The organism is Brevundimonas sp. NPDC090276 (assembly GCF_044772165.1).
Classification (GTDB): Bacteria; Pseudomonadota; Alphaproteobacteria; order Caulobacterales; family Caulobacteraceae; genus Brevundimonas.
Genome location: NZ_JBIVYK010000002.1, coordinates 45,734 through 67,395 on the forward strand (window position 1 = coordinate 45,734; position 21,662 = coordinate 67,395).

Here is a 21,662-nt window from a genome sequence, read left to right on the forward strand (position 1 = left end):
TGCGCGACCGGCCCGACAAGGGGAGGGACTGACATGCAAAAGAGATCCGCCGTCCGGTGGGCCATCATCGCCATGATCGCCGTGGCCACGGTGATCAACTACATCGACCGCAACGCCCTGGCGGTGATGTGGCCCGAGATCGCTGGCGAGATCGGCGCGACCAAGGAGGACTACGCCCTTCTGGTCACCATCTTCATGCTCTTCTATGCGGCGGGTCAGTTCGCCTTCGGACGCCTGTTCGACCGCATAGGCACGCGCCTGGGCTTCGCTTGGTCGATCGGCCTGTGGTCGATCTCGATCGCCCTGCACGCCACGGCCAGCAGCATCGCCTCCTTCAGCATCTTCCGCGCCATGCTGGGCGTCAGCGAGGCCGGCGCCTGGCCAGGCGCCGTGAAGGCCAACGCCGAGTGGTTTCCGCCCAAGGAGCGCGCCTTCGCCCAGGGCATCTTCAACGCCGGTGCCTCGATCGGGGCCATCGTCTCGGCGCCCCTGATCGCCTTCCTCTTCCTGTCGCTGGGCTGGAAGGGCACCTTCCTGCTGGTCGGCGCCTTGGGCTTCATCTGGGTGCTGCCCTGGCTGGTGATCTATCGCGCCGGACCCGACAAGCATCCATGGGTCAACGCCGCCGAGCGCGCCCTGATCCTGGACGTCCCGGCAAAGACGGCTGAGGATCCTGAAGCCGAGCCCGCAAAGGCGCCGAGCCTGAAACAGATGATGTCGCATCGGCAGAGCTGGGGCATCGTCCTGGCTCGCTTCTTCCTTGATCCGATCTGGTGGCTGTTCGTCTCCTGGCTGCCGATCTACCTGGCCGAGACCTTCTCGTTCGACATCAAGCAGATCGGCATCTTCGCCTGGGTGCCTTTCGTCGGGGCCATGCTGGGTAGCCTGTTCGGCGGCTGGCTGTCGGGGCGTCTGATCGCCTCGGGTCGCTCGGTCGATCGCGCGCGCAAATGGGTCATCACCCTGGGCTGCGTGATCATGGCGCCCGCCCTGCTCGGCGCGGTGCTCGCCAATGATCCCACTGTCGCCGTGCTGACCATCGCCGCCGTTCTGTTCGGCTTCCAGGTCGCCATCGGCAACATCCAGACGCTGCCGGGGGACGTCTTCCACGGCAAGTCGGTCGGTTCCCTGGCGGGCGTCGGCGGCATGGCCGCCGTGGCCGGCACCCTGATCACCACCTGGCTGGTGCCGGTCATGACCAAGGTCTCCTACGCGCCGATCTTCATCCTCGTGGCCGCGCTCGTGCCGCTCTGCCTGGTCGCGATCTGGTTCGTGACCGGCCGCATCGAGAAGGTCGACGTTCCGTCGGGGCGCGGTTGATCCCTCCTTCACTCATCACTTTGCTTTCAAGGACCAAGAGCGAGATGAAACTTAACAACAAGGTGGCCATCGTCACGGGCGGCGGGCGCGACATCGGACGCGATGTGTCGCTGAAGCTGGCCGCCGAAGGCGCCAAGGTCGTCGTCAACTACGCCAATGACGTCGCCAGCGCAGAAGAGACGCTTCGCATGATCGAGGCCGCTGGCGGGACCGCCATTCTGCACCGCGCCGACGTCACCACGCCTGAGGGCGTCGACGGCCTGGTGTCGGCCGCCCAGGCGGCCTTTGGCGCGAACATCGACATCCTGATCAACACCGCCGGCGGCATGGTGGCGCGCAAGCCTCTGCTGGAGATCGACGACGCCTTCTTCGACAAGGTCATGGACGTGAACTTCCGCTCGACCTTCCTGACGACGCGGGCGGTCGTGCCGCACATGTCGGAAGGCGCGGCCATTGTGAACTTCGCTTCCCAGGCGGGGCGTGACGGCGGCGGCCCCGGTGCGTCGCTTTACGCAGCGTCCAAGGCCGCGGTGATGACCTTCACCCGCGCCATGGCCAAGGAACTGGGTCCCAAGGGCATCCGCGTCAACTCCTTGTGCTGCGGCATGATCTCCACCCGCTTCCACGACGACTTCACCAAGCCCGAGGTGCGCCAGGCCGTGGCCAACGCCACCCCGCTGCGCCGTGAGGGCCGCCCGGAAGAAGCCGCCGACGTCGCCGTCTTCCTGGCGTCGGACGCCGCAAGCTTCATGACCGGCGCCAATGTCGACGTGAACGGCGGCACCTACTTCTCCTGACCTGAGGCGAGCGATGGCGGGCAACCCTTTCTCACGACGCAGATCGGCGCGGCCTCTGGCGGCTCTGGTCGCCGGGCTGTGCGTGATGCTTGGCGCGCCCGCCGTCGCAACCGCCCAGGTCTGGGTTCCGGCCTGGCTCGCTTCGCCCATGCCCTGGCGGAATGAGCTCGCCGCCAACGGCGCGCCGCCGCTGCTGACCGACGTCACTCTGCGGCAGGACCTGCTGATGGCGTCCGCGGCGTCGGCGGTGCGCATTCGTTTCAGCAATGAGCTGGGCGAGGCGCCGCTCGTCATCGGTCGCGCCGAGGCGGGGCCGAGGGGCGAGGCGGCTCAAGTCTTGCGCTTCGATGGCGCAACCCATGTGGCCATTCCGCCCGGAAGCTTCACGCTCAGCGACCCGCTGACGGTGGCGGTTCCCGCCTATGCAGAGCTGACGGTCGTCGCCTACCTGCCCGAAGAGACGCGGCCCGCCGTCCGGCTTGGCCCCGTGCGCATCGCTTCAGGCGACCACATGCCTGCCGATGACGCGCCGCTTCTGCGAGGGCAGGGGGTGGTCTCGGCCGTGCTGGCGGAGCGGCCGACGGTCCCCGCCGCCGTCATCGTCGCTATCGGCGATTCGATCACCGAGGGCGGATCGACCACCCTGGGCGCCCACCGCGCCTGGCCGCATCAGCTCGGCCGTCGTCTGGAAGAGACATGCCCCGGCGGTTTTGTCGTGGTGAACGCCGGGATTGGAGGCAATATGGTGGTCTCTGACGGTCGTTCGCCCGCTCTCATGTCGCGGCTGGAGCGCGACGTCCTGGCCATGCCCGGTGTCACCCATGTGGTGCTGATGGCGGGGCTCAATGACGTCCGTCAGAAGGGCGCATCGCGCGACCGTGCCGGCGCAGGGGTGGACGAGGTCGCCGCTGGCTATCGCCGCGCAGCCGAGACGCTGCAGGCTCATCATATCAAGGTCGTGGGCGGGGTGCTGACGCCGATCCTGGCCTCGCCCGTGGCCGAGCCCGCCATCCCCGGCCCCACGACTGACGACAAGCGCCGCTCGCTCAACGCCCTGATCCGCCAGGGCGACATCTTCGACGGCGTCATCGATTTCGAGGTCGCCCTCGACGATCCGGCCCGACCTGGCCGCATTCGTCCCGGTGCGCATCGCGAAGACAGCTACCACCCCAATGACGAAGGCCACCGCCTGATGGCCGAGGTGATCGACGCCGACATCTTCGTTTCCGTTCCCTGTTCTCCTTCAAGGTCCTGACATGATCTGTGCGACCCCTGTTCAGCCCTCGGCCCGACGCAGCGCACGACGCGGCGGCGCGGCTGTCCTGGCTCTGGTTCTCGCTGGCGCCGCCTGGGGCGGGGCTGGAACGGCTTCGGCCCAGGTCTGGAGCCCTGTGTGGACCGCCTCGCCTGCGCCCGATCGCAAGGACGGCACGCCCGAGGCGCCGGTGCAGTTCGCGGGCCAGACCGTTCGTCAGGACATGCGTCTGGGCGCCTCGGCGCGCGCGCTGCGGCTGCGGGTCAGCAACGAGTTGGGCGATGCGCCGCTGCGCGTGGCCGACATGCGGTTGGGCCTGCTCGGCGACGCCGGAGCGACGCCGGTTCTGTTTGATGGCCGCAGCGAGGTGGTGATCCCGGTCGGCTCTGTCCTGATCAGCGATCCGGTCGCTGTGGAGGCCCCAGCCTTCGCCCAGGTCTCGGTCAGCCTGAGTTTCCCGGAGCCGACGCGACCCGCCGTTCGCCGCACGGTCGTCCGGATAGGGCAGGGTGAGACTGCGCCCGGCGACGAGGTCGCCCTGGATTACCGTCAGAACGTGATCTCCGCTGTCTATGGCGAGCGTGAGACGCAGCCGACGGTGGTGGTGGCCTTCGGTGATTCCATCACCGAAGGCGCGACCTCGACCCTGGGCGCCGAGCGCGACTGGCCCAGCGTCCTGGCGCGCCGCTTCGAGGCGACCTGTCCCGGGCGGTTCGTCGTGCTCAATCAGGGCATCAGCGGCAACAAGCTGCTGGACCATGGGCGCTCTCACTCTGCCCTCGCGCGTCTGGACCGCGACATCCTGGCGCTGCCGCAGGTCGACTACGTCATCCTGCTTGAGGGGATCAACGACATCCGGCACGGCGGTGATCCCGCCAAGCCGGGCCGTAATGCGGCGGACATGGTCCAGGGCTATCGCCAATTGGTCGCCCGCCTGCATGATCACGGGATCAAGGCGGTCGCTGGAACCCTGACGCCGTTCAAGGGCTCGGAGCGCTATGACGCCCCGTCATCCGAGGCGCGGCGGAGCCTCAACGCCTTCATTCGCGACGGGGGCGCCTTCGACGCGGTTGTGGACTTCGACGCCGCGGTCCGGGATTCCGCCGATCCGGAGATCTTCCGTGCAGGCGCCGCCCGCGATGACCTGCTCCACCCCAATGACGAGGGCTACCGACTGATGGCCGAGGCGGTCGACTTGTCGCTCTTCGGGTGCGACGCACGATGAGCGGATTGAAGCATTCGTGGGTCATCCCCGTCGGCGGCGCCAAGCGGTGGGATCTGGCCGCGCTCGGCGAAGTGATGCTGCGTTTCGATCCGGGCGAGGGACGAATCCGCAGCGCGCGCAACTTCGACGTCTGGGAGGGCGGAGGCGAGTACAATGTTGCGCGCGGGCTCAGTCGGACTTTCCGGCGCCGCACCGCAGTGCTGACAGCCCTGCCGCGCAACCCCCTGGGCTTCCTGGCCGAAAGCCTTATCGCCCAGGCGCGTGTGGATGTCGGCGCCATCGTCTGGCGCGACTACGACGGTGTCGGGCGCGAGGCGCGCATGGGCCTTAACTTCACCGAGCGGGGCTTTGGCGTCCGTCCACCCCAGGGCGTATCCGACCGGGCCCATTCGGCCGCCTCGGCGCTAGGGCCGCAGGCTTTCGACTGGAACGAGGTTCTGGGCGCGACCGGCGCGCATTGGCTGCACACCGGGGGCGTCTTTGCGGCCCTGTCGGTGCAGACGGCGGAGACGGCCCTGGCGGCCGTGCGGGCGGCGCGGCGTCTCGGCGTCACCGTTTCCTATGATCTCAACTATCGCGAGAGCCTGTGGCGCAGCCATCCGGATCCGGAGGCCCTGCGCGAGGTCAATCGGGCGATCGTGGCCGAATGCGACCTGGTCTTTGCCGACGATCGGGGGCTGGCCGCCTGCCTGGGCCTGGTCAGCGAAGAGATCGGAAGGCGGGCCTGGCCGACCGATCCCGGGCCGCCGTCGAAGGCCGCGCAGATGGCGTTTGACGCCTTCCCGCACCTCAGGGGCGTCGCCTACACGCTGCGCGATCCGAAGAGCGCCAGCCTCAACGGCTGGCAAGGCGTCTTCCATGAGCGGGACGAGCGGCACGTCTCCATCGCCCGGCCTGACCTGGAGATTCTGGACCGCGTCGGCGGCGGGGACGCCTTCGCCTCGGGACTCATCCACGGGCTCATGGCCGGCGAAAGCCCCCAGCAGGCGGTGGAGCTGGCGGCCGCTCATGGGGCCCTGGCCATGACCACGCCCGGCGACAACGCCGAAACGGACCTGGCCGAGATCAACGCACTGATCCGGGGCGAACGCGGCGGCAGCCGCTGACACGAGCCTGTCACGAGCGAACCGCTGAAGCCTGCCTGTCGACTGGCCGCGACGGCCGGCGCCGCCCGGCTGCGCGACGCTCAGCTCCGCCCGGATCAGTGAGGCGGTATAGGTGAATTGCCCAATTGGTCCTTACGATTGGTCTGTAAAATGATCAGTATCTGGTCTGAAAATGGGTTGACAGATGGGTAGGGCCAATCCAGCGTTCAGCCAACAAAAAGAAACGCGGCTGGGAGGCACGCAATGAGGCAATTTGGGGATGCCGGAGCTCGTTCGAGGTCTGGCAAGCGACTGACGACCATCCTGCTGACGACGACGGCGATGATGATCGCCGCTCCGGCGTTCGCTCAAAGCGTAGAGGCGGAGCAGGACGAGGCGGCCACTCAGGTCGACGAGATCGTCGTCACCGGCATCCGCGCGTCGCTGCAGAACGCACTTTCGCAGAAGCGCAACGCCGACAACCTCGTCGAGGTCATCGAGGCCGAGGACATCGGCAAGCTGCCGGACCAAAACCTGGCGGAAGTGCTCGAGAACGTTACCGGCATCCAGATCACGCGTGAGGCGGGCGTCGGTCGCGGCGTCCAGATTCGCGGCACGGACGCGAACAGGGTCGAGATTAACGGCGTCTCCACGGTCGGATCCGGTTCGGGCCGCTCGGGCATCAGCTTCGACGACCTGGCGGCCTCGATGATCAGCTCGGTCCAGGTCATCAAGGTGCCGGAAGCCAAAACCATCGAAGGCTCGGTGGGCGGCACCATCAACCTGCGCACCATCCGCCCGCTGGATCTGAAGGAACCGCTGATCGCGTTCCGCGCGCAGTCGGAGTACAGCGACCTGTCCGATACCCTGACCCCGCGATATTCAGGCACCATGGGCAAGCGCTGGGACACCGACTTCGGCGAGTTCGGCTTGGTCGGCAGCTTCAGCTACGCAGAGCAGGACGTGGCCGCCTTCCGGCCGCGCGTGGACCGCGACGCCGTCGTCACGCCGAACTCAGGCCGCGCGAGCGCCGAGGCCTTCCCCTTCCTTCGCATCCAGTTTTTCAACCAGGACCTGGATAATTTCGAATATGAGACCAAGAATTTCTCGGGCACGGCTGAGTGGAAGCCGCGAGACAATCTGAAGTTCTACTTCGACATGACGCTGAACGATCAGCAGCGCGCCGAGCAGAGTTCGACAGTCCAGATCTCGACTGTGTCGGACAACGGCGTGGTCGACAATACGACGAACACCTCGTTCGAGACGGTCAATCTTGGCAAGGTCCAGGGGCCGAACGGCACCATCAACCTGGGCTCGGTCCAGGCCGTCCAGTCGGGCATCATCCTGCCGCGGACGAACGGCAACCTGGCGCCCTATTTGCGCACCACCAGCGACACGGGATCGCGCCTGACCGAGAGCCAGGTGTTCGCCCTGGGCGGCGAGTGGCATCATGATCGCCTGTCCCTCAGCGCCCAGGCGTCGCTGTCGACTTCCGACTCGGTCCTGCCGAGCTTCAATACGACGCTGGAATTCGTGAATCCGAACGGACCCCAGCCGGTTCAGGGCGTGTCCCTGGCCAATGGCGTGCCGATCGAGTTCGATCTGCGGGGTGGGACCCTGCAGTTCGGCATCGCCCAGGGACAGGCGTCGACGCCCACTGCGGCTCAACTGCTCGATCCGGCCAACTATCGCCTGCAGCAGGTGGCGCAGGGGCGCAGCGTCCGCGAGAACGAGGAGAAGGCTTTCCGCCTTGACGCCTCTTACGCCACGGACGGCATTCTGCCCTTCATCACCTCGATCGACGCCGGTCTGCGTTGGAACGAAACGAGCGCGCTCAACGACAACGTCACCGGGACGACGAACTTCACCAACATCAATTCGTCCTTCTTCCGACCGAGCGGTGATCGCTTCTCCAACCTGCTGATCGCCGGTCCGAACAACTTTAACGCGGCCGATGATCGTCGTCTTTATTTCTCGGACTTCCTGATCATCGACGGCGCTCGCGCCTTTGGCGATCCCGCCGCAACCCTGGCGGGGCTCAACGCCGCAATCGCAGCCAGCAACAGCGCCAACGGTTCGAATATTCCGCTGATCGGCACGCCGACGTCGCAGGCCAGCGCCTTCTTCGAAATCATCGAAGACACCAGCACGGCCTACCTGCAGGCCAATTTCGACACTGAAGCGTTTGGCGTGCCTGTGCGCGGCAACGCCGGCGTTCGCTATGTCAGCACCGACCTGAGCTCGGTCGGCAACACGGTCGCCACTGGCGGAGTTTCGACGCGAGAGGTGCACGACACCTCCTATGAGTTCTGGCTGCCGCGCTTCAATCTGGTCGCCGAGCCGCGCGAGGACGTTATCATTCGCGCTGGCGTCGCCCGCGATATCCGCCGGCCAGACTTCAACAGGCTGTCCTCTTCGGTGACCTTCGCTACCAGCGAGAACACTGCGGTCAATCGCGGAAACCCGAACCTGGAGCCGGAAACGGTCCTGTCCTTCGACCTGTCGGCCGAATACTACTTCGCCCCGTCGAGCCTGATCAGCCTCGGTGTCTTCCATAAGGTCCGGGACAACCTGTTCGCCAGCGTCACTGAAAGCCCGCCGGACAACGCCGTGAACGGGGTCGTGAACCGCAGCCGAGATCCGTCCTGCCCGGGCGGCGGCATCTACAATCCGATCGCCATCATCAACGTCAACCACCCGGACAAGGGTCAATCAGGCATCTGCGTGCCGCTGTCGTCGACTTTCAACGTCGATGGCGAGACGACCCAGACGGGCGTCGAGGCGGCGTTCCAGTATGATCTGTCCCAGTGGGAGGACCGCCTGGGCTGGATGTCCGGCTTTGGCTTTATCGGCAACTTCACCTACCAGAAGACCGGCGGAAATGTCGCCAGCTACCGGACCATCGGCCTGACGCGAAACACCACCCGGGACCTCGGTTTTGATCCCCTGCCTCAGGACCTCGTCGAGCTGGAGAACCTGTCCAAGTACTCGTACAACGCGACGCTCTTCTATGAGCGGGGCGGCCTGAGTGCCCGGATGCGCTACACTTGGCGTTCCGACTTCATCAACACCGAGGCCTTCACCTCGGCCTTCGACGTGCCGCGCGTCAGTGATGATCGCGGTCAACTCAACGCCAGCGTCAACTACGAGTTCAATCGCTGGACCACCATTGGCATCGAGGCGATCAACCTCACGCGGGAAGACGCCAACGAGTACTGCATCAATGACGATGCACTGCTTTGCTACAACGGTCTGACTGACCGCCGGATCGTCGCGGGCCTCAGCGTTCGCTTCTGACCTGGAAAGGAGCAGGCCGCCTCGCAGGGCGGCCTGTTCTTGAGCCCCGCTGGCTTCGCTGGCGGGGCCTTTTCTGCCGTCTGGGCAGCATCGCCACGTCACTGTGGGCTAGGCGCAGCAGCGGAAACCGATGTGAGAGGCGCTGGTGTCGGTAGCTTGCGGCAGGCGGGCTGGCGGGCGGTAACGACTACAATAGTCGGCAGTGCACAGGTGAGAGCCGCCCTTCAACACCTTGAAGACATTGGCGGAGGGCCGGGCGTTTATCCCGCAGCAACTCTTGGCGGGCGGGCCCGAGTGGTCTCGCTGATAGGTGTCGAGAGTCCATTCCCAGACATTGCCGATCATGTCGGACAGGCCCCAGGCGTTCGGCGGGTAATGGCCGACGGGTGATGTGCGCAGAAAGCCGTCAGCCAGGCTGTTGTGGTGAGGAAAGGCGCCCTGCCAGAGGTTGGCCATCTGCCGGCCTTCGGGTTCCAGAACGTCGCCCCAGGCGTACTCGGTCGTGGAGCCGGCGCGGGCGGCATATTCCCACTGTGCTTCAGTGGGCAGGGTCTTCCCGGCCCAATGCGCATAGGCCAGGGCGTCGGCGAAGCCGACATGCACGACCGGATGCTCTTCCAGCCCCTTGATCGACGAGCCGGGACCCAGCGGATGACGCCAGTCGGCGCCCGCCACGACCCGCCACCATTGACGCGGATCGTTCAGCGGCACGGGGCCGGGCGGTGGGGTGAAGACCAGGGAGGAGGGGGCCAGCAGTTCGGGCGGGACGCCGGGATAGTCGGCCGGATTGACCGGCGTCTCCGCGAGGGTCTTGTGCCCGGTGTCGGCCACGAAGGCCGCGAACCGGGCGTTGGTCACCGGCGCCACGTCGATGGCGAAGTCCTCGACGTGGCGCCGATGCGCGGGCTTTTCCTCGGCATAGTGGTCGTTCGACCCCATGACGAAGTCGCCTGCAGCCAGGGTCTTCATCGTCACGGGGTCTTTGGGCCGGGTCACAGGCGGATCACTCCTGGGTGCGGAAATCGATCTGACGTTCGGGGAAGTGGACACTGGTGTTGCCGTAGGCGTTCTTGCCCGCGATGGCGGGCGTCCAGAGGATGTTGTTGTCCCGCTGGCAACCTTCCCACGCCGTCTTCATCGTGGCCAGCCGCTGGGGCTCGGCCCGGCTCAGATCGTTGGTTTCGGTCGGGTCGCGACGCATGTCGTACAGTTCCCAGTCACCGCTGCCCCAGGGGGCGTTGCTGTAGGTTAGCTTGTAGTCGCCTTGGCGCACTGCAACGCGGCCGAACAGTTCGAGGCACTGGACGGCGTCGGCAGGGTGAACCTGATCGGCCGCCCCCGTCAGGAAGGACACGGTCGAACGGCCTTGCAAAGCCGGAACCTCGGCCCCGTCTTCCGCAGGGTGCCGGGCCTGGGCCAGTTGCAGGAAGGTGGGCGCCCAGTCCTTCACATCGACATAGGCGTCGCTGAGGCTGGGACGGACGCCGGGACCGGCGACGAAGGCCGGTGTGCGGGTGCCGCCTTCATAGCTGAAGGCCTTGAACATCCGGAATGGGGCCGAGCTGACCCGGGCCCAGTTGGGACCGTAACCGATGAAGGAGCCGCGCCGCCCCATGTTGTCGAGGCTGTTGTCGAAGTTCGCCTGAATCCACTCGCGGTTCCTGTCGCTGATGTCCTCGGCGTCGCTGCCTTCGGCCCCGTTGTCGGAGAAGAAGACGAAGAGGGTGTTGTCGTACTCACCCGTGCGCTTCAGTTCGGCGACCAGCCGTCCGACGTTGTCGTCCAGGTTGGCGATCATGGCGGCGTAGATTTCCATCCGCCGAGCCTCCTTGGCCTTTTCCTCGGCTGAGAGGGCGTCCCACTCGGGCCAGACGCCGGGGGCGGGGGCGGGCGTCACGTCCTGCGCGATGACGCCCCTGGCCTTCATGCGCTCGATCCGTTGGTCGAGAATGGCTTCGTAGCCCACGTCATAGACGCCGCGATAACGGCTCAGATAGGCGTCGGGCGCCTGAAGCGGCCAGTGGGGCGCGGTATAGGCGATGTAGGCGAAGAAGGGCTTGTCGTCCGTGACGCCGTCGATGTTCTGCAGAATCCGGTCTGTATAATAGTCGGTCGAGAAGAAGGTCTCGGGCAGGTCGACCATGACGCCGTCGTCGCGATAGCTGGCCTTGGGCGCGGCGAAGATGGTGCCGCCCTGGGTGAAATGGTCCGCGCCGCCGTTCAGCAGCACGAAGGAATGATCGAAGCCGCGCGCCTGCGGGCTTTGGCCGTCCTTCATGCCCAAATGCCACTTGCCCACCATGAAGGTGTGATAGCCGGCCTTCTGCAGCAGGGCCGGGAAGGGCACGACCCGATCATTGAGCACGCCTTCATAGCCCGGCACTCCGACCTGTTCGGGGGCGATGACCTCGGCCATCGTGCCCAGCCCGGCCAGGTGGTTGTCGACGCCGCTCATCAGCATGGCGCGCGTCGGCGAACAGGCGGGCGAGGCGTGGAAGTTGGTCAGTTGCACGCCGCTGGCCACCAGGGCGTCGAGATTGGGCGTGGCGATTTCGCTGCCGAAGGCGCTCAGGTCGGAAAAGCCCATGTCGTCGACGACGATCAGGACGATGTTGGGCCGGGCGTCGCGCTGGGGCGTCGGCGCCGTCAGCGGGGTCGGCGCCGAGGCGGTCTGCGCCTGAAGCGCGACCGGAGAGAGGCTGAGGATAGAGACGCCGCCCAGAAGGGCGGGCAGCAGGCGTTTCGCGATCTTCATGGCGGGGTCTGTTCTTTCTGTGAGGCTCAGAACATGAAAGTCAGATCGACGAGCGAGTAGAAAACGTCGCGGCCGCCCGCGCGTTTCATCCCGTCAGACACGTCGAAATAGGCGCCTTCCACGGTCAGGAAGAGGTTCGGATTGATGGTCCACTGCACCGTCACGTCGGGCTGCATGCCGATGTAGCCGATCGACGGATCTGCGGTGCCGGGCAGGGGAGCGAAGCCGCGGCCGTAGACGGCGTCGTCGCGATCCTGCTTCCAGTACCAACGGTTGTAGGCCGACAGGCGCACGTCCTTGGACAGGTTGAGGGCGAGGGTCGGCCCGGCCTCAACCAGGTTGCTGCCCGCCAGATAGCCGCTGGCGGCGTAGTATTGCTGGCCGGTGTAGAGGGGCGTGAAGGTCTGGATCTTGCCGTCGTCGCGACCGCCGCTGACAGCGTCAAAGCGGGCGCCGATGCGGGGCTTGAGCGGCGAGGACTGGATCACATAGCCGGCGTCGGCATAGATGGCCCAGGCCTCCACGTCATGCCCGGCGAAGGAGCCGCCCTGGCGCACCACAGTGGTGTCCAGCTGGATCGGCCCGGCCTTGCCCCAAAGGCGCGCGCCGACGCCGTGGCGTTCATCGTCACCGACCAGACCGGCCATGGCCAGATTGCGCGACTTGAAGCCGATGTAGAAGGGATCGAGGTTCAGGGCCACGGCGTCGTCGGCCAGATGGGGCAGGGCGAAGCTGCCGTAGACGCCCCAGATCTTGCGCCCCGGATTGCTGGAGTCGCCAAAGACCTCCTCGGTGTTGGCGACGTTCTCGACTGCCAGGACGTCGATGCGCGCCGACTTGGAACGATACTGGGCCGTGACGCCGTCAAAGCTCAGCGGGATGTTGGCAAAGGGCTGGGTCGACAGAATCAGGCCATTGCCCAGCCAGATCCCCTGACGCCCGCCGCGCACGCTGAGCGTGCCGTCACCGACAGGAGCGCTGACCTCGACGAAGGCCTGTTGAACAGCCAGGTCGTTGCGCTGGCGTGGCGGCTGGGGGCCGATGTCGCGCCCGTTCATCTGGCCGCTGGCCAGCTCGCCATAGGCCCGGACGTGCGATCCGAGATGCAGGTCCGCGCCGTAGATGTGGCGGAAACCCATGAACAACTGGTCGCTGTAGTTCTGGCTGACCAGGGACTCGTGGCTGTAGCTGTTGAACTGGGCGCGCTCCATGCCGCTCAGCGACAGGGTCACGTCGCCGTTCGCGTTCAACGGCATGTATTTCAGCGCGCCGAGCCTCGTCGTCGGGGCGCCGGCGGGCGCTTGCGGCGTCGCGGTGTCGTTGAAACGCAGCAGATAATAGGAGCCGACGCGCGGGCCGAGACCAGCCTGCGGGGGCAGGAGGGCCTGTGCGGGCTGCGCTGCCGGGGCGGCGCCGTCCTTGGCCGTCTCTGGCGAGGCGGGCGTGGCCTCTTCCGCCTGGGCGGGCAGCGATGACAGCGAGAGCGCAGCGAGCGCCAGCGCCAGGGCGCAACTGTAGCGGTACGACGAATATCTCATGGGTTCCTCTCCCGACTTTTTTCTTTTCAGTCTTTTGGCCGGGCAGGGGGTTTGACCAATATTTCTTCGGCATGAGGCGATAGCGAAACCAATTCGTCTCTGAGCCGGACGCTCCCGCCTTACGGAACGAACCGTTCCAAGACGGCGTTCGCGAGCAGTGAAGTGAGACGGCGCGCCCCGCCGTCGGCCGTGAAAGAAACGGCATCGCTGCGAGAGGCTTCATGCCGTTTCGGCATCAGGTTTTCGAGAAATGCTATTGGGAAAACCACCCCGTCCTGACGACCTTGGTCAATGCGGCGCACATTTCATCGCGCCGAGCAGAGCCAGGGCGCAGTGAAAGGAGCGACTTCATGAACCGTCATGTCGTTGATCTCGCGCCCTGTGGCGCCAGAAGGCCGAGATCCTTCTCATGAATGGGATTGATCCATTCGCCGAAGCGTCCGGCGTGGACGTGCGACGTCTGCGCTACTTCGTGGCCATCGCCGAAGAACTTCATTTCGGTCGCGCCTCGGAACGCCTCAACGTCGCCCAGCCCGCGCTCAGTCGCCAGATGGTCGAACTGGAGGCGGCGATCGGCGCCACCCTGTTCGACCGCACCCGCAACCAGATCCGCCTGACCGTCGCCGGCGAGGCCCTGCTGCCCCGCGCCCGTCAGATCCTGAACAGCATCGTCGAAGCGGCGCGCGTCGCGCGACGAGCGGCGGAGGGCACCATCGGCGTGCTCAACGTCGGCTTTGTCGGCTCGGCCACCTATTCCCTGCTGCCGCGCGTGCTGAACGCCTTTCGCACGGACAACCCCGACGTCGATCTGATGCTGCACGCCATGAACACGGCGGAGCTTCGGGGCGCCTTGATCGAACGCACCATCGACGTCGCCTTCGCCCGGCCGGGCATCGACGATCCCGAGGTGATTGATGAACTGCTGCTGGAAGAGCCGCTGGTCGTGGCCTTGCCGGACCTTGATCCTCTGGCCACCCGGAGCGAGATCGCCCTGAGCGACTTGGCGCGTCACGCCTTTGTTCTTTACCCGCGTTTTCCCCGTCCTAGCTTCGCCGACATCATCCTGCGGCACTGCGCCGAGAGCGGCTTTTCGCCGATCATCGCCCAGGAGACCATGGATGTTCAGACCGCGCTCGGTCTGATCGCGGCCGGCGCCGGGGTTTCGCTCGTGCCCGCCAGCCTCCAGGGCGCCCAGCGTCTGGGCGTGACCTATCGGCCGCTGCGGGCGCCTTTCCCCATGACCCGGCTCAGCCTGTCCTATCGCCGCGACAACCGCTCGGCGACGCTCGCGCGCTTCCGCACCCAGGTCAAAGCCTTCGTCGCCGCCAGCAAGGCCCAAGCCCAAGCCCAAGCCCAAGCCCAAGCCCAGGCTCAGGCCCAGTCGGCCCTCGGCGACGCCGCCATTCCATCCCACCAAGGACCCGCCTGATGGCCACGACGATCGACGCCTTTGAGACCTGTCTGGTCGACCTGCCCACCATCCGGCCGCACGTCCTGTCGGTGGCGACCATGCGGCAGCAGACCATGGTGCTGCTCACCGTTCGCTGCTCGGACGGAACGGCCGGGGTGGGCGAGGCGACGACCATCGGCGGCCTCAGCTATGGCGAGGAAAGCCCCGAGGGCATGAAGCTGGCCCTCGACACCTATTTCGCGCCCCTGGTGCTGGGCGCCGACCCGACGCGGCCGGCCGAACTGATGGATCGGCTGAACCGGGCCATTGCGGGCAACCGCTTCTCCAAATGCGCCGTCGAGACGGCCCTGCTGGACGCCATGGGCCACAGGGTCGGCCTGCCGGTGTCGGAACTGTTGGGCGGTCGTCGCCGCGAGCGCCTGCCGGTCGCCTGGACCCTGGCCAGCGGCGACACGGCCAAGGACATCGACGAGGCCGAGCGGATGCTGGCCGAGCGTCGCCACAACATCTTCAAGCTGAAGATTGGCAAGCGCGCCGTGGCCGACGACGTGGCCCACGTGGCCGCGATCAAGCGCGCGCTCGGCGAACGCGCCAGCGTTCGGGTCGACGTCAACCGCGCCTGGGACGAGGCCAGCGCCACGCGCGGCGTCGCCATGCTCGAGGCGGCCGGCTGCGACCTGGTGGAACAGCCAGTCGACGCTCACCTTCGTGGCGCCATGGCGCGCCTGTCGCAACGCTTCACCATCCCCATCATGGCCGATGAATCCCTGACCGGCCCGGCCAGCGCCTTCGACTTCGCGGCCAATGCGGCGGCCGACGTCTTCGCCGTCAAGATCGCCCAGTCCGGCGGGCCCCGGGCGGCCTGCGCCGTGGCCGCTATCGCCGAGGCGGCGGGCGTCGCCCTGTACGGCGGCACGATGCTGGAAGGGCCGATCGGGACGGCGGCCTCGGCCCATGCCTTTTCGACCTTCGCCGACCTGTCATTCCAGACCGAACTCTTCGGCCCCCTGCTGCTGACTGAGGAGATCCTGGAGGAGCCGCTGGCCTACGCCGACTTTGGCCTGAAGGTGCCGGACGGTCCTGGCATGGGCGTGCGCCTGGACGCCGACAAGGTCGCCTTCTTCCGCCGCGACGCCGCGCGCAAAACCCTCTCCGCAGGAGCCTGAGCATGCTGTTCCACGTTCGCATGGATGTGCGCATCCCGGTCGACTTCGACCCCGACCGCGCGGCCGAACTGAAGCGGATCGAGCGCGAGCGCGCCCAAGACCTGCAACGCCAGGGCAAGTGGCGTCATCTGTGGCGCATCGCCGGCCAGTACTCGAACTTCAGCGTCTTCGACGTGGCTGACGTGCAGGAGCTGCACGACATCCTCAGCACCCTGCCGCTGTTCCCCTTCATGAGCATCGAGGTCGCGCCGCTGTGCCGGCATCCGTCCTCGATCCATGACGACGACCGCTGAACGCGGCCCGAAATCCACGACAATTCAAAAGAATATAAGAGGAAATGACATGACCGAACGCCTGATCGACACCGCCGAAGTCCAGGCCCTGCTCGACAAGCTGAGCGGCGCCGACACCGTCAGCGGCGACCCGCGCCTGAAGGCCATCGTCCGACGCGTCGTCGGCGATCTGTTCGCCACGATCGAAGAGTTCGACATCTCGGATGACGAGTTCTGGCAGGCGCTGAACTACGCCGCCGCCGGCGCGCCGGAGTTCGGCCTGTGGGCCGCGGGTCTGGGCGTGGAACGCTTCCTCGACATCCGCGCCGATGCGCAGGACGCCGCCGCGGGCGTGGTCGGCGGCACGCCGCGCACCATCGAAGGCCCCCTCTATGTCGCCGGCGCCCCGGTCGAGCAGGGCTACGCCCGGCTGGACGACGGCGCGGACAAGGGCGAGCCCCTGTTCATGCACGGCCAGGTCCGCGACGTGAACGGCAAGGCCCTGGCCGGTGCCAAGGTCGAGGTCTGGCACGCCAACACGCTGGGCAACTACTCCTACTTCGACAAGAGCCAGAGCGACTTCAACCTGCGCCGCACTATCGTCACCGACGCCGACGGCCGCTACGCCTTCCGCTCGATCGTGCCGTCGGGCTACGCCTGTCCTCCGGGCGGCTCGACCGAGGGCATCCTCAAGCACCTGGGGCGGCACGGCCATCGCCCGGCCCATATCCACTTCTTCGCCTCGGCCGATGATCACCGTCACCTGACGACCCAGATCAACATCGACGGCGACCCCTACCTGCGCGACGACTTCGCCTACGCCACGCGTGAGGACTTGATCCCCGCCGTGAACCATCGTGAAGGCGGCGAGCCGGCCGAGAAATACGGTCTGGAAGGGCGCTATGCCGACATCGCGTTCGACTTCGTCATGCAGCCGACCACGGTCGAGGCGGAAGAAGAAGCCTCGCATCGCGCCCGCGCCGCGGCCTGATCCCTGCGACCCGGCGAGCGACCGCGACCGCGGGCGCTCGCCGTCCTGTTCCCGATGAGCCCGGAGTTCCGAATGGCCAGCAAAATCTATCCATCGCCCAAGGCGGCGCTGGAGGGGGTCCTGTTCGACGGCATGACCATCATGTCTGGCGGCTTCGGCCTGTCGGGCAATCCCGAGAGCCTGATCCCCGAGATCCGCGCCGCCGGGGTGAAGGATCTGACCGTCATCTCCAACAACGCCGGGGCTGACGGCTTCGGCCTGTGGATGCTGCTGGAAAGCCGCCAGATCCGGAAGATGATCTCGTCCTACGTCGGCGAGAACAAGCTGTTCGAGAGCCAGTTCATGTCGGGCGAGCTGGAACTGGAGCTGAACCCCCAGGGCACCCTGGCCGAGCGCATCCGGGCGGGCGGGGCGGGCATCCCAGCCTTCTACACCCGCACGGGCGTGGGCACGGTGGTGGCCGAGGGCAAGCCGGTCGAGGAATTCGACGGCGAGCTCTATGTGCGCGAGCGCTGGCTGCGGGCCGACCTGTCCATCATCAAGGCCTGGCGCGCAGACCCCGAGGGCAACCTTCAGTTCCGCAAGACCGCCCGCAACTTCAACCCGAACATGGCCACGGCGGGCAAGATCACCGTGGTCGAGGTCGAGGAGATCGTCGAGGCCGGGACCTTCGATCCCGACCAAGTGCACACGCCGGGCATCTTCGTCGACCGCATCGTGCTCGCGACCATCAACGAGAAGCGCATCGAGAAGCTGACCACGCGCGAAAGGGAGGCCTCGTGATGTCCGAGACCCAGATCGGCTGGAGCCGCGATGAAATGGCCGCCCGCGCGGCGCGCGAGCTGCGGGACGGCTTCTACGTCAACCTCGGCATCGGCATTCCGACCCTGGTGGCGAACCACATTCCCGAGGGCGTGCACGTCACCCTGCAGTCCGAGAACGGCATGCTGGGCATGGGGCCCTTTCCCTACCCGGACGAGGTCGATCCCGACCTGATCAACGCCGGCAAGCAGACGATCACCGAACTGCCGACCTCCAGCTTCTTCAGCTCGGCCGACAGCTTCGCCATGATCCGGGGCGGCCACATTGACCTGACCGTCCTGGGGGCCATGGAGGTGGCCGCTAATGGCGACATCGCCAACTGGACCATCCCCGGCAAGATGCTGAAGGGCATGGGCGGGGCCATGGACCTGGTGGCCGGGGTCAAGCGCGTGGTCGCGGTGCTGGAGCACTGCAACAAGTACGGCGAGCCCAAGATCCTGGAGCGCTGTACCCTGCCGCTGACCGGCCAGGGCGTGGTCGATCTGATCATCAGCGACCTGTGCGTCTTCGCCGTCGACAAGAAGCAGGGCGGTCTGACCCTGCTGGAGCTGGCGCCGGGCGTGACTCTGGGTGAGGTACGCCAGAAGACCGGCGCGGCTTTCGACGCGGGAGCCTTCTCATGACCCAGGCTTTCATCTGCGACGCTATCCGCACCCCCATCGGCCGCTATGGTGGGGCCCTGGCCTCGGTCCGCGCCGACGATCTGGCGGCCCTGCCGTTGAAGGCGTTGCTGGCGCGCAGTCCGGGCCTCGACCCGGCGGCGATCGATGACGTGATCCTCGGCTCGGCCAATCAGGCAGGCGAGGACAACCGCGACGTCGCGCGTATGGCCGCGCTGCTGGCGGGCCTGCCCGAGAGCGTCGGCGGCGCCACCGTCAACCGCCTGTGCGCCTCGGGCCTGCAGGCCGTGGGCGATGCGGCGCGGGCCATCCGCGCGGGCGACGCTGACCTGATGCTGGCGGGCGGGGTCGAGAGCATGAGCCGCGCGCCCTTCGTCATGGCCAAGGCCGAGAGCGCCTTCTCGCGTCAGGCCGCGATCTACGACACCACCATAGGCTGGCGCTTCGTCAATCCCGCGATGAAGGCGGCCTATGGCGTCGATTCCATGCCGGAAACCGGCGAGAACGTCGCCGACGACTATGGCGTCAGCCGCGCCGATCAGGACGCCTTCGCCGTTCGTAGCCAGCAGCGCGCGGCGGCGGCTCAGGCCTGGGGCTTCTTTGCTGAAGAGATCACGCCGGTCGAGATCGTCGGCAAGAAGGGCGCGGTCACCGTCGTCGATACGGATGAACACCCGCGCGCCGACACGACGCTGGAGACCCTCGCCAAGCTCAAGCCCATCGTGCGCCCGGAGGGCACGGTGACGGCGGGCAACGCCTCGGGTGTCAACGACGGCGCCGCCGCCATGATCATCGCCTCCGAGGCAGCGGCCAAGGCTCAGGGCCTGACTCCACGCGCGCGCATCATCGGCATGGCCTCGGCGGGCGTGGCCCCGCGCGTCATGGGGGTGGGGCCCATTCCGGCGACGCAGAAGCTGATGGCGCGCCATGGCCTGAGCATGGACCAGTTCGACGCCATTGAGCTGAACGAGGCCTTCGCCTCGCAAGGTCTGGCCGTGCTGCGCGGCCTGGGCGTGGCCGACGACGATCCGCGCGTGAACCCGAACGGCGGCGCCATCGCCCTGGGCCATCCGCTCGGCATGTCGGGCGCGCGCATCCTGATGACCCTGGTCCATCAACTGGAGAAGATCGGCGGGCGTTACGGCCTGGCCACCCTGTGCGTCGGGGTGGGGCAGGGGCTGGCGGTTGCGGTGGAGCGGGTCTGATGGCGGTTCAGGTCTTCACCGCCGACGACGGCTGCCGCATCGCCTGGCGCTTCGACGGGCCGGATGATGCGCCGGTCCTGCTGCTGTCCAATTCCCTGGGCACGACGATGGAGATGTGGGCGCCCCAGATGGCGGCCTTCACCCGGCGCTTCCGCGTACTGCGCTACGACAGCCGGGGGCACGGCCAGTCGGACTCGCCCGCCGGAGCCTATTCCATGGATCGCCTGGGCCGCGACGCCGTGCTGCTGCTGGACGCCGTGGGCGTGGAGCGGGCGGACTTCTGCGGCCTGTCCAAAGGCGGCATGGTCGGCCAGTGGCTGGGCGTGCGTGCGCCGGAGCGGATCGGCAAGCTGATCCTGGCCAATACCTCGGCCTATATGGGACCGCCGTCGGGCTGGCAGGGCCGTATCGAGGGTGTGCTGAGGGACGGCATGGCGCCCTTGGCCGAAGCCTCCATCGCCCGCTGGTTCACGTCCAGCTTCCCAATGCGCGAGCAGAACGCCGTCTCGCCGATCCGCGAAATGCTGCTTGGTTGTGATCCGTCCGGCTACGCGGGTTGCTGCGCCGCCATCCGCGACATGGACCTGCGCCCCACGGCGCCGCTGATCGCTGCGTCAACGCTGGTTATAGCCGGGTCTCAGGACCCCTCGACCTCGGTCGAGGATGGTCGCTGGCTGGCCGACGCGGTCCATCAAGGCGAACTGGCCGTGCTGGACGCGGCGCACCTGTCCAACGTCGAGACGCCCTCCGTCTTCAGTGAGACCGTGCTTGGCTTCCTTGACGCCGGTGGACTGGAGTCGGCGTGAGAGCCGCAAGCCATGAACGTCATTCATCAATGAGTCCGATAACTCGTTTGTCTTAGCGGTCGATCTGCCGGATTTCAAAGCCCTGGTTTCCGACGTTGGGTGGGGTTTGAAATGACGATACCGGCAAGTCTTCAGGGCAGGTTGCGCCTCCCGATCATTGGGTCGCCGCTGTTCATCGCTTCGACCAAGGACCTGGTTGTTGAACAGTGCCGCAGCGGCATCATCGGCACCTTCCCGGCTCTGAACGCCCGTCCGCAGGAAACCCTGGTCGACTGGATCGCCGAGATCCGCGAGCGTCTGGCGACGGCCGCCGCTGAAAACCCCGAGGCCAAGGTCGCGCCCTTTGGCGTCAATCAGGTCATGGGTGAACTGAACACGCGCTGGCAGGCCGACCTGACCACCATCGTGCGCGAGAAGGTGCCGCTGATCATCAGCAGCTTACGCGCCCCGCCGCCCGAGATCATCAGCGAGGTCCACAGCTACGGCGGTCTGGTCTTTCATGACGTCACCAATATGCGCCACGCGCGCAAGGCTGCCTCGATGGGCGTCGACGGTCTGATCCTGGTCTGCGCCGGCGCCGGCGGGCAGGGCGGCGACCGCAGCCCCTTCGCCATGATCAACGAGGTGCGTCAGTTCTTCGACGGCGTCATCATCCTCGCTGGGGCGATGAGCACGGGGCAGGACGTGCTGGCGGCCCAGGCCATGGGCGCCGACTTCGCCTATCTGGGCACCCGCTTCCTGGCCTCCAAGGAATCCGGGACCAGCGAGCAGCACAAGGGCGAGGTCATCGCCAGCCGGGCCGAAGACATCATCTACACCAACATCTTCACCGGCATTCCGGGCAACTATCTGAAGTCGACCCTGACGGCCGCCGGTCTGGACATCGACAATCTGCCGAAATTCAGCCCCGAGACCGCCAAGTACCGCAAGGCGGACAACGGCGAGATCAAGGTCTGGAAGGACATCCGCGGCTGTGGCCACGGCTGCGGCTCGATCACCGAGCAGGAGAGCGCCGCCGACATCGTTGACAGCCTGGAAGCCCAGTACCGCGCCGCCCTGGCGCGCATGCAGGCGACGGCCTTCGCCTGATGTCGGAG

18 protein-coding genes are annotated in these 21,662 nt (G+C 66.7%); 15 read left to right on the forward strand and 3 right to left on the reverse strand.

The window, feature by feature from the left end:
* Nucleotides 1–33: 33 nt before the first annotated feature.
* The 6 genes from ACIQTU_RS06080 to ACIQTU_RS06105 all read left to right on the forward strand — a co-directional run bounded on the left by ACIQTU_RS06080 (nucleotide 34) and on the right by ACIQTU_RS06105 (nucleotide 8,979).
* The gene (locus ACIQTU_RS06080) at nucleotides 34–1,320 is read left to right on the forward strand and encodes an MFS transporter (RefSeq protein WP_400543893.1); all 1,287 of its coding nucleotides are present in this window, start codon (nucleotides 34–36) and stop codon (nucleotides 1,318–1,320) included.
* Between the two features lie 44 nt (nucleotides 1,321–1,364).
* Nucleotides 1,365–2,117: an SDR family NAD(P)-dependent oxidoreductase gene (locus tag ACIQTU_RS06085; RefSeq protein ID WP_400543896.1), complete on the forward strand. Its 753-nt coding sequence runs from the start codon at nucleotides 1,365–1,367 to the stop codon at nucleotides 2,115–2,117.
* 13 nt (nucleotides 2,118–2,130) lie between these two features.
* A complete protein-coding gene (locus tag ACIQTU_RS06090; RefSeq protein ID WP_400543899.1) occupies nucleotides 2,131–3,372 on the forward strand; it encodes a GDSL-type esterase/lipase family protein in 1,242 nt (413 codons plus the stop codon).
* A gap of 1 nt (nucleotide 3,373) precedes the next feature.
* Nucleotides 3,374–4,597 (forward strand): GDSL-type esterase/lipase family protein, encoded by a 1,224-nt coding sequence (locus tag ACIQTU_RS06095; RefSeq protein WP_400543902.1) that lies wholly within the window; start codon nucleotides 3,374–3,376, stop codon nucleotides 4,595–4,597.
* Nucleotides 4,594–5,703, forward strand: coding sequence for a sugar kinase (locus ACIQTU_RS06100; protein ID WP_400543905.1), 1,110 nt, complete (start codon nucleotides 4,594–4,596; stop codon nucleotides 5,701–5,703). Before ACIQTU_RS06095 ends, ACIQTU_RS06100 begins: the two co-directional genes overlap by 4 nt.
* Nucleotides 5,704–5,946: 243 nt before the next feature.
* The gene (locus tag ACIQTU_RS06105) at nucleotides 5,947–8,979 is read left to right on the forward strand and encodes a TonB-dependent receptor (RefSeq protein ID WP_400543908.1); all 3,033 of its coding nucleotides are present in this window, start codon (nucleotides 5,947–5,949) and stop codon (nucleotides 8,977–8,979) included.
* A gap of 108 nt (nucleotides 8,980–9,087) precedes the next feature.
* Here ACIQTU_RS06105 and ACIQTU_RS06110 read toward each other — a convergent pair whose 3' ends face one another.
* Genes ACIQTU_RS06110 through ACIQTU_RS06120 form a run of 3 tightly spaced genes read right to left on the reverse strand, consistent with a single transcriptional unit; the run spans nucleotide 9,088 to nucleotide 13,272 of the window.
* Nucleotides 9,088–9,975 (reverse strand): formylglycine-generating enzyme family protein, encoded by an 888-nt coding sequence (locus ACIQTU_RS06110; protein ID WP_400543911.1) that lies wholly within the window; start codon nucleotides 9,973–9,975, stop codon nucleotides 9,088–9,090.
* A gap of 7 nt (nucleotides 9,976–9,982) precedes the next feature.
* Nucleotides 9,983–11,734: an arylsulfatase gene (locus ACIQTU_RS06115; protein WP_400543914.1), complete on the reverse strand. Its 1,752-nt coding sequence runs from the start codon at nucleotides 11,732–11,734 to the stop codon at nucleotides 9,983–9,985.
* 26 nt (nucleotides 11,735–11,760) lie between these two features.
* Nucleotides 11,761–13,272 carry an alginate export family protein gene (locus ACIQTU_RS06120; protein WP_400543917.1) on the reverse strand — a complete coding sequence of 504 codons (1,512 nt, stop codon included), beginning with the start codon at nucleotides 13,270–13,272 and terminating at the stop codon, nucleotides 11,761–11,763.
* Nucleotides 13,273–13,681: 409 nt separating this feature from the next.
* Here ACIQTU_RS06120 and ACIQTU_RS06125 point away from each other — a divergent pair, with 409 nt between their 5' ends.
* The 9 genes from ACIQTU_RS06125 to ACIQTU_RS06165 all read left to right on the forward strand — a co-directional run bounded on the left by ACIQTU_RS06125 (nucleotide 13,682) and on the right by ACIQTU_RS06165 (nucleotide 21,654).
* On the forward strand, nucleotides 13,682–14,701 hold the full coding sequence (locus tag ACIQTU_RS06125; protein ID WP_400543920.1) for a LysR family transcriptional regulator: 1,020 nt from the start codon (nucleotides 13,682–13,684) through the stop codon (nucleotides 14,699–14,701).
* Complete coding sequence (locus tag ACIQTU_RS06130) at nucleotides 14,701–15,849, forward strand: muconate/chloromuconate family cycloisomerase (protein ID WP_400543923.1); 1,149 nt, start codon at nucleotides 14,701–14,703, stop codon at nucleotides 15,847–15,849. The genes ACIQTU_RS06125 and ACIQTU_RS06130 overlap by 1 nt, the downstream gene beginning before the upstream one ends.
* Before the next feature lie 2 nt (nucleotides 15,850–15,851).
* Nucleotides 15,852–16,142, forward strand: a complete 291-nt coding sequence (catC, locus tag ACIQTU_RS06135; protein WP_400543926.1) for a muconolactone Delta-isomerase — start codon at nucleotides 15,852–15,854, stop codon at nucleotides 16,140–16,142.
* A gap of 49 nt (nucleotides 16,143–16,191) precedes the next feature.
* Entirely contained in the window at nucleotides 16,192–17,112 is a 921-nt protein-coding gene (gene catA / locus ACIQTU_RS06140; RefSeq protein ID WP_400543929.1) for a catechol 1,2-dioxygenase, read from the forward strand.
* A gap of 72 nt (nucleotides 17,113–17,184) precedes the next feature.
* The gene (locus ACIQTU_RS06145; protein ID WP_400543932.1) at nucleotides 17,185–17,895 is read left to right on the forward strand and encodes a CoA transferase subunit A; all 711 of its coding nucleotides are present in this window, start codon (nucleotides 17,185–17,187) and stop codon (nucleotides 17,893–17,895) included.
* Between the two features lie 14 nt (nucleotides 17,896–17,909).
* Complete coding sequence (locus ACIQTU_RS06150) at nucleotides 17,910–18,557, forward strand: 3-oxoacid CoA-transferase subunit B (protein WP_400547028.1); 648 nt, start codon at nucleotides 17,910–17,912, stop codon at nucleotides 18,555–18,557.
* Entirely contained in the window at nucleotides 18,554–19,759 is a 1,206-nt protein-coding gene (pcaF, locus tag ACIQTU_RS06155) for a 3-oxoadipyl-CoA thiolase (RefSeq protein WP_400543935.1), read from the forward strand. The genes ACIQTU_RS06150 and pcaF overlap by 4 nt, the downstream gene beginning before the upstream one ends.
* Entirely contained in the window at nucleotides 19,759–20,565 is an 807-nt protein-coding gene (gene pcaD, locus ACIQTU_RS06160; protein ID WP_400543938.1) for a 3-oxoadipate enol-lactonase, read from the forward strand. The genes pcaF and pcaD overlap by 1 nt, the downstream gene beginning before the upstream one ends.
* A 141-nt stretch (nucleotides 20,566–20,706) precedes the next feature.
* Nucleotides 20,707–21,654 carry an NAD(P)H-dependent flavin oxidoreductase gene (locus ACIQTU_RS06165; protein WP_400543941.1) on the forward strand — a complete coding sequence of 316 codons (948 nt, stop codon included), beginning with the start codon at nucleotides 20,707–20,709 and terminating at the stop codon, nucleotides 21,652–21,654.
* The last annotated feature ends 8 nt before the right edge of the window (nucleotides 21,655–21,662 follow it).